Annotated in this window: 4 protein-coding genes and 2 pseudogenes; 4 read left to right on the top strand and 2 right to left on the bottom strand. The window is 68.2% G+C overall.

Translation table 11 applies throughout. The features are described from left to right. The 3 genes and pseudogenes from Q0R63_RS23915 to Q0R63_RS23905 all read left to right on the top strand — a co-directional run. Nucleotides 1-1,030, top strand: a 1,030-nt coding sequence (locus Q0R63_RS23915) for a multicopper oxidase domain-containing protein (RefSeq protein ID WP_295702796.1), incomplete at its 5' end; no start/stop codon positions are given. Nucleotides 1,031-1,545: 515 nt separating this feature from the next. Continuing rightward, on the top strand, nucleotides 1,546-2,079 hold the full coding sequence (locus Q0R63_RS23910) for a hypothetical protein (protein ID WP_295702794.1): 534 nt from the start codon (nucleotides 1,546-1,548) through the stop codon (nucleotides 2,077-2,079). Between the two features lie 700 nt (nucleotides 2,080-2,779). Beyond that, nucleotides 2,780-2,854 (top strand): annotated as a pseudogene (locus tag Q0R63_RS23905) (ATP-binding protein); the annotation flags it as partial. Between the two features lie 65 nt (nucleotides 2,855-2,919). Here Q0R63_RS23905 and Q0R63_RS23900 read toward each other — a convergent pair. Both Q0R63_RS23900 and Q0R63_RS23895 read right to left on the bottom strand, forming a co-directional pair. Further along, nucleotides 2,920-3,630, bottom strand: a complete 711-nt coding sequence (locus Q0R63_RS23900) for a DUF305 domain-containing protein (protein WP_295702792.1) — start codon at nucleotides 3,628-3,630, stop codon at nucleotides 2,920-2,922. 139 nt (nucleotides 3,631-3,769) lie between these two features. Continuing rightward, nucleotides 3,770-3,949: a hypothetical protein gene (locus tag Q0R63_RS23895; RefSeq protein WP_295702798.1), complete on the bottom strand. Its 180-nt coding sequence runs from the start codon at nucleotides 3,947-3,949 to the stop codon at nucleotides 3,770-3,772. 11 nt (nucleotides 3,950-3,960) lie between these two features. Between Q0R63_RS23895 and Q0R63_RS23890 the strand changes: the two are divergent. Beyond that, a pseudogene (locus Q0R63_RS23890) lies at nucleotides 3,961-4,222 on the top strand (haloacid dehalogenase); the annotation flags it as partial.

Here is a 4,222-nt window from a genome sequence, read left to right as displayed (position 1 = left end):
CTCCGGGCTCCAGATCGACCGCGGCCTGTATGGGGTCCTGGTCGTCGACGATCCCCACGAGCCCGGCCGCTACGACCAGGAGTGGATCGTCGTCCTCGACGACTGGATCGACGGCACCGGCACCACCCCGGACGAGGCCCTCAAGAAGCTGCAGACCACCAACGGCAGCGGCGGAATGGGCGGCATGGGCGGGAGTGGCGACATGGGCAGCATGGGCGAGACCATGCAGTCCTCGCTGCTGGGCGGCGCGGGAGACATCGCCTACCCGCACTACCTGGTCAACGGCCGGATCCCCACCAGCCCGGTCACCCTGACCGGCACACCCGGGCAACGGGTCCGGATCCGGATCGTCAACGCTGGCTCCGACACCGCCTTCCGCGTCGCGCTCGGGGGACACCGGATGACCGTGACCCACGCCGACGGCTACCCCGTCCAGCCCGCCACCGTCGACGCCCTCCTCGTCGGGATGGGCGAACGCTTCGACGTGCTCGTCACCCTCGCTGACGGCGCCTTCCCCCTGGTCGCCTCCGCCGAGGGCAAGAACGGTCAGGGTATGGCCGTCGTCCGCACCAGCCCCGCAGCCGCCCCACCGGCGGCGACGACCGTACCGTCCGAGTTGACCGGGCGGGTCCTGCTCGGTACCGACCTCCTGGCCGCAGCCGGGTCCCGGCTACCGGACCGGCCCGTGGACACCACCCATGACCTCGCCCTCGGCGGGTCCATGGCCGGCTACCGGTGGACACTCAACGGCAAGAGCTTCCCCGACACCGCGCCGCTGGAGGTCCGACAGGGACAACGCGTCCGGCTGCGCTTCGCGAACCGGACCATGATGTTCCACCCCATGCACGTCCACGGTCACACCTTCGCCCTGACGGCCGGAGGGGCCCGCAAGGACACCGTGATCGTGCGGCCCATGCAGCAGCTCGAGGTCGACCTCCAGGCCGACAACCCCGGCCAGTGGGCCACCCACTGCCACAACATCTACCACGCAGAGGCCGGCATGATGACCACCCTGTCCTACCGGGAGTGACCCCTCCCCAATGATTCGTCGTCCCGGTGCCCCGTGTGTCATGGTCTGAGGTTGTGAGGTCGGTGGCGCCGACGGTGTGGCGGGCCCGGGACGAGGTCACCTTGGCGGCGGTGAAGCGGATCGACACCGCCCGGCCAAGGTCCGCGCTCACGTCTGGTCCCAACTTGCCCGGCAGGCTGCCCGCCTCGAGGGTCGCGGACACCGACCTCGGTAGCACGGCCGTCATCATCGTCGACGCCACATTGATCACGAAGCACTGGCAAAGGAGAACTCAGCGTCGACCTTCAAGTGGACGCAGCCCACCTGCATGCCCCTGTATGCCCCCAAGCCCCGAACCGGAGCCACCTGACCGAGACCTACTTGTCAGCCGACCTCAATGAAGACCGAAGGCTAGCGAAGCCGACTTCGAGGCGTGGCGGATCCGCGGGGAACGCCCGGACAACGAGATCGGCTGGGGACTACCCGTCTCGGTGGTCCTGGCACACACCCCGGACGCCGCTGTTGCGGTCACCCACATGACCGCCTTCACCACCGGGGTGGCCTTCAACCTCGCCGTACGCCTTCGAGTCGCCCCCGACGGACCCCACCGGGGTGGGCTGTACGAGCTGATCAGCCCCCACGGGCCCCCCAGGGGGAACATTGAGCTGGACCGGCGGCTCCTGTTCGGGGTGGAGTACGCCGACGGGCGCACCGCAACCAACATCAGCACCAACGGGTGGCCCCCAAAACATCACGACGACCGCGAACCGACCCTCATGCTTAATGGCGGCGGCGGAGGTGAGCTCAGCGTCGACAACACGTTCTGGCTGTTTCCGGTCCCCCCGGACGGACCCTTCACCTTCATCTGCTCCTGGCCCGCGTTCGGCATCGACGAAACCAGACACGTCATCGAGCACGCCGACCTCACCACCGCCAGCACACGGTCGACAACCCTGTGGGCTAGGCAGCCCATCAACCACCAACCTCTTCCACCACCACCCGAACCGGCACTCCCCACCACCGGCTGGTTCGGCCGAGCAACACGACATCTCCGGGACAGCGAGCACTAAGCCCCAACTTCTGGTCACCAGCGAGGCCCGAAGGTCACGGTCTGCCTCGACCGACCCAGAACGGTCCGAAAGCGTCGCTGCAACGAAGCAACGCTGGGAGGTGTCTTACCCACGAACCACCACGGAGGTAGCTAATGCCAAAGCTTGGGCATGCCGCGCTCCTGCTGAGTGTCTCCTTGATGCTCACCGGGTGCAGCACAAGCACACACAGCGCCAACAACACCACAGCCCCGGCGGTCGCCCCGGCCCCGCGACCGTCGACTGGCTGTCCCAGCCCCACCACCACTGCAGGACGCGGAGCAGCCGTGGACTACGTGGACTTCATCCAGGCCAACGGTCTTTCCTACGTCGTCCCCGAGAACTTGGGACTCCCACCGGTGAAGGTGCCAGCTGCCGACATCGGAGACGTGCAGTTCCTGGTCCGGTGTGCGCTCAGCCCGTTAAACGAGCAAACCAAGGTAGCGCCGCCCCCACCGCGAGACGGTGACGCCGCATTCATCCCTGAAGGGACCCCCGTACATGCGGTCAAGGGATGGCCGACATTATGCCGACTAGCAGCTCAGCACCACGGGGAATGGCACGTCTACCTCGCGACCGATCCCCACTCAACAACAGCTAAGCCCCAACCCTGCGCAGCAACCCCCACGACACCGCCGACCGCCTCCGACACTGTGGGAACCACCCAGGACTCTTGAGACAAGAGCTTGGATACATGGAGCTCGACCGCCGCGGCGCCGAGATGCTGTTCCGGGTATTGGCCGAACGCGAGGAGAAACCCATGACGTCAGGCCCGCTCGCGGCAGGAGCGACGAGCACGGGTCAGGAGCCCGCTGCGGAGGCCTAGCCGCTGAGGGTGCCGAGCAGGGTGGTTATGGCGGTGATCTCCTTGTCCTGGCTGTCGATGATGCTCTGGGCGAGCTGCTTCGCGTCCGTGTTGGCGCCCTCGGTGAGCTCGGTCCGAGCCATCGCCACGGCGCCCTGGTGGTGCGTGGTCATCAGCTGGAGCCACAGCCGGTCGAAGGCCGCCCCGCTCGTGCCGGACAGCTGCCCCATCTCCTGGTCGGACATCATGCCGCCCATGCCGGAACCGCCCGTCTCAGAGTTGTCCGAGGTGGAGGCCCCCATCTGCGACATGTTGTGGCCGGACGCGGGGACGGCCTGGCCCCAGCCCGTGAGCCAGCCGGACATCGCCTGGATCTCCGGATCCTGGGCGGCCTTGATCGAGGTGGCGAGGCTCCTGACCGTGCTGTCGGTCGCCTGGGTCAAGGCCATCTCGGCCATCGTGACGGCCTGCCGGTGGTGCGGGATCATGCCGACGGCGAAGGCCACGTCGGCCGGGTTGTGGGGCCCGGACGCCGCCGGGCCGACCGGCGCCGTGCTGGCGGCGGAGCTGGAGCCGGTCATACCCGGCATGCCCTGAGCCGGGTCACCGGCGGTCGAGCTGCTGCCACAGGCTGTGAGCGCGACGGCAGTGGCCGCCGCGACGACCGACAGGGCGGCCCGCCGCAGCGTCCGAGTGGTCGGGGTCAGAGAAGCAAGGTTGGGGTTCATCGGTGAGTCCTTTGTCGAGTCGCTAAAAGTTGACGTCGCTGAAGTTGACGTCGCTGAAGGGGGTCGTGCACGACGTGCGCGTATGCCGCAGCACCGCTGCGCCATTGGGGCGCTCGCGGTCGGGCATCCTGAGGACGACTCAGGTGCGCAGGATGCAGAGCTTCAGCAGCGAGGGACGCAGATGCGCCGGTGGAGCGCGCGTGCCCGCAGCGAACCCGTGCAGTCCAAAAGGCCGCACGACCGAGGTCAGCGAGCGGACCCGCCACCCGAGCATCCGGGCCACCAGGAGGACGAGGAGCGGCAGGACGGCGAGGCACATCGCGACCATCCCGTGCGCAGGGTCGTGTGGTCGCGATGGCCGGGGACGGCGTCAACGACGCCCCCGCCCTCGCTGCCGCCGACGTGGGTCTCGCGATGGGCTCCGGCACCGACGTCGCCATCGAGAGCGCCGGGATCACCCTCCTGGGCGGAGACCTGATGGGCATCGTTCGGGCCCGTCAACTATCGCAGAGGACGATGAGCAACATCCGCCAGAACCTCGTCTTCGCGTTCGTCTACAACGCCGCCGGCATCCCCATCGCCGCCGGTATCC

It is taken from the genome of Lapillicoccus sp. (assembly GCF_025353065.1).
Classification (GTDB): Bacteria; Actinomycetota; Actinomycetes; order Actinomycetales; family Dermatophilaceae; genus Lapillicoccus.
The sequence above is the reverse complement of the archived record's forward strand: the minus strand, read 5'-3'. Positions and strand labels throughout refer to the sequence as shown.